At 61.5% G+C, this 3,689-nt stretch carries 2 protein-coding genes and 1 pseudogene; all 3 read left to right on the top strand.

Going from position 1 to position 3,689, the window contains the following annotated elements; genetic code table 11:
- A partial coding sequence (locus QZY07_RS25770) for a calcium-binding protein (RefSeq protein ID WP_295409026.1) occupies positions 1-847 on the top strand: 847 nt, incomplete at its 5' end.
- 248 nt (positions 848-1,095) lie between these two features.
- Positions 1,096-2,543: pseudogene (locus QZY07_RS27615) on the top strand (IS66 family transposase).
- A 55-nt stretch (positions 2,544-2,598) separates the two neighbouring features.
- Positions 2,599-3,135 (top strand): ATP-binding domain-containing protein, encoded by a 537-nt coding sequence (locus QZY07_RS25755; RefSeq protein ID WP_295409022.1) that lies wholly within the window; start codon positions 2,599-2,601, stop codon positions 3,133-3,135.
- The last annotated feature ends 554 nt before the right edge of the window (positions 3,136-3,689 follow it).

Below are 3,689 nucleotides of genomic sequence, written 5' to 3'. Positions count from 1 at the left end.
GGCGGCGATCAACGGCACGGGCAATGCGCTGAACAACGTCCTGACCGGCAATACCGCCGCCAACGTCCTGACCGGTGGCACAGGGAACGACACCTATGTCATCGACAACAGCGGCGACGTGGTGACCGAAACCTCCACACTGGCGACCGAGATCGACACCGTCAACAGCTCGATCACCTATACGCTGAGCGCGAACGTCGAGAGACTGACCTTGACCGGGTTTTCTGCAATCAATGGCACAGGCAATTCCCTGAACAACGTGTTGACGGGTAACTCCTCCGCCAACACACTTGTCGGAGGTGCTGGCGCCGATACTTTGAAAGGGGATGAAAGCAACGATATCTTGGCTGGAGGTACTGAAAAAGACGTTTACACCCTGACCGAATCTGTCGCGGCAACAGATACTGTACGCATTGCCGCAGGTGACAGTCTTGTTGCAAGTTACGATGTTGTTTCTAGTTTCAAATTAGGAATCGGAACCACGTCTACAACAGGTGTCGATCAGCTAGACCTTGTCACTACAGTTGTCGCTGCAAATGCCGCGTCAGTCAATGGCACCGATTCGGGCAACATCCACAGTCATAGCATCTTCAACGGTCTGATTACCTTCGATGATGCAGATGCCTACGCGGCCCCCCTCACCCTGACAGCAGCGGATCTGCCCAATGTGTTTACTTATCTGCAAAGCAATATTACCGCAGGAGCCACTGTAGAATTCAATGCATTGGGGAATACATATGTGTTCCAGGGTGGGGAAACGGACGATATCCTAATACAGCTAACGGGTGTTACGTCCAGCAGTCTCACGACCACAGGCTTGGCTGACGGAGGGCTATGGATCGTTTAACCTGAACTTTGAGCAAAGGTGAAAGCGGCGGCCCTTGGTTATGTTACGCCAAGTGCCGCCGATTTCTGCTGCTGAGGCATCGTCAGGCATTCACCTTAGAGCATTTGATCCCACCAGCAATTCCCGGCGAAAAATAGTCTTGGCTCATGAGGCGGACTGTGTGACGCCACACAGCATTCGGAGAAGCTCTGCACGTAACTATTCGGGACCGGTTGCCAAACAGCCTGCTCAGCCGGTAAATTTTCATCATGTCTGACGCCCCACCCACACCCGCTTGCCCCGACGGCAGAGATGCCGAGTTGGCGCGTTTGCGTGCGGAGAATGCCGCGCAAGCGGCTCAGATTGCCAAACTCGTGGCGCGCATCCAGGAACTGGAAGCGCGTCTGGCCAAGGATAGCCACCACTCCAGCAAGCCGCCGTCGTCCGATCCGCCCTTCAAGAAGCCTCCGCCCAAGTCGCGGCGCCAGCGCAGCGGCCAGCCGCCGGGTGGCCAGACCGGGCATCCAGGCGCCACCCGTGCGTTGGTCGACACCCCGGAACAGACCGTCATCGTGGCGTTGACAGGGGGCTGCGCCTGTGGCCGTGACGGCGCCGAGATCGACGTGGTGGTCGTGCCCGAACGCCGTCAGGCGATCGATCTGGTCGTGCGTCGGGAGGTCACCGAGTATCGGACGGTGTCCGGTGTTTGCGCCTGCGGTCAATCCCATCGCAGCCCCTTTCCGGCGGCGGTGAGCGCGCCGGTTCAGTATGGCGCGGGGCTGATGGCCTTCGCGGTCTCTCTGACCCATGACCAGCACCTCCCGTCTCAACGGGCCACGGAGTTGTTGAACGCCTTGCTGGGCCTTCTGCTGTCGCCGGCGACCCTCGTCACCTGGGGCCGGGAGGCGGCGGCGCGCCTGGCCGCACCGGTGGCGGCGATCGGGCAGGCGGTGGCGCAGAGCGCCGTCGCCCATGCCGACGAAACCGGCATGCGCGTGGCGGGCGCCCTGCACTGGCTGCCTGTGCTCTGCACCGCCACCTTGACCTTCGACGCGATCCACGCCAAGCGCGGCGCCGAAGCGCTGACGGCCATCGGCCTGCTGGGGGGGGCTTTCGCGGGATCCTGGTCCATGACCATTGGCGAGCCTCTCTGAGCACCGCCGCCGAGCAGGCCTTCTGCAACGCGCACCCTCTGCGCGAGCTGATCGCCCTCGCCGAGGCCGACCCCGTCCCCCCTTGGCCGAGGCGGCTCATCGCGCGGCTGTGCGAGGCCAACGACACCGCCATCGCCGCGCGGGCGGCCGGCTTCGCGGCCTTGCCCAGTCTCCTGGTCGAGGATGTCTTCCGGCGGTATGACGCCATTCTCGCCGACGCCGCCTGCTTCCATCCCCGCCGCCGACCGCCGCCGGGAAGCCGACGGCGGGTCAAACAAACCCCCGCCGTCAACCTCATCGAGCGACTGCGCACGCAGCGCGAGGGCGTCCTGCGCTTCGTCACCGACCTGCGCGTCCCCTTCGATAACAACCTCGCCGAGCGCGATCTGCGCATGCCCAAGCTCAAGCAGAAGGTCTCAGGCTGTTTCCGCTCCACCGAGGGCGCCGAGGCGTTCGCCACGGTTCGTTCCTATCTGTCGACGCTGCGCAAGCAGTCGGTCGATCTCTATCAGGCCCTGGTGATGACGTTTCAGGGACAGCCCCCGATGCCACGGTTGGCATAACGGCGATCAGCTACCTGTATAGTTACAACGGATCTACGCCAAGAACAAGGCCAACATGAGCAGTTGCGGTATCGATATCCGCGGTCGCGCGAAGAAGCTCTATCTGAACGACCGCACCACCGAAGAAATTCGCCGTGAGGCGGTCGCGCTGCTGGAGGAGATCGAGGTTGACGACCTGGATGGCGGCTGCGATGAAATCTCCCGCTACAAGTCACTGCTGCACGGCCCGAAGCCGGAGCGGATCCAAGGCGCCTCGATGGAAGCGATCCGTGATGGCATCCGGGACTTCATCGGACAATGCTTGGACGACAACCGCGACACCAAGATCGGGGTGATGGCCCCAACCACCAAGCTGCGCGACCAGTTAGCCAAGCAGATCCGCGAAGCGGGCTACAAGGTGGCGACCATCAACCATCGCGAACGCCTCAGTCGCAAGGACGCCCAGATCTTCGCCATGACCCTGCATCGCGCCAAAGGACTGGAGTTCGACGCTGTGGCGATCATGGCCCATCGCACCTTGGATGACCATCTACGCAAGCTGGTCTATGTTGGAATGACGCGGGCCAAACGGGCTGCACGACTCTATGACTGAACAGTACTTCCCGTAAACCGCCTGCCTTCACGCCAACCTGTCGTAGCATGTTCGACCCTTGACGCATGTGGAAAATCGGGCTAATGGGCACGTTTCGATGTTCATCAATGGATAGCCACAATGCCAAATGATCGCCAGACGATTTTCCACGCCCCCGGACCCTCGGCGGAGTGGATGTCGACCTCGGTGTCAAAGGCAAACGCGGAATCCTCCACTCCATGGTGTCGCGCAAAGCGTTGTTGTCTCAGGCCGACCACAAAGTGGTGTTCCACGACACCCCCAAGCACGCGTCCTGGATGAACCAGATCGAAATCTGTTCGGCATCCTGGTCAAAAAGGTGATCAAGCGCGGGCACTTCCTGTCCAAGGAGGACTTGCGTGCCAAGCTGCTGGCCTTCATCGTCTACTTCAATGCATCGCCGCCGCCTGGCGTCCTGGCAAGCGCCCGACCGGTGCCGAAAACGCCATGATCCTGAAACGGGTGTTGCCGCGTCTGCGCGCCGCCTGGCCCGAGACCCACCGCGTGCGGCGCGGCGATGCCCCTTTCGCCCATCC

The sequence above is a fragment of the uncultured Thiocystis sp. genome (assembly GCF_903866365.1).
In the GTDB taxonomy this organism is placed as follows: Bacteria; Pseudomonadota; Gammaproteobacteria; order Chromatiales; family Chromatiaceae; genus Chromatium.
The sequence above is the reverse complement of the archived record's forward strand: the minus strand, read 5'-3'. Positions and strand labels throughout refer to the sequence as shown.

What these genes read in the sequence shown, in the direction of transcription:
- QZY07_RS25755 (WP_295409022.1), top strand. Translation starts at nt 2,599, where the DNA reads ATGAGCAGTTGCGGTATCGATATCCGCGGTCGCGCGAAGAAGCTCTAT.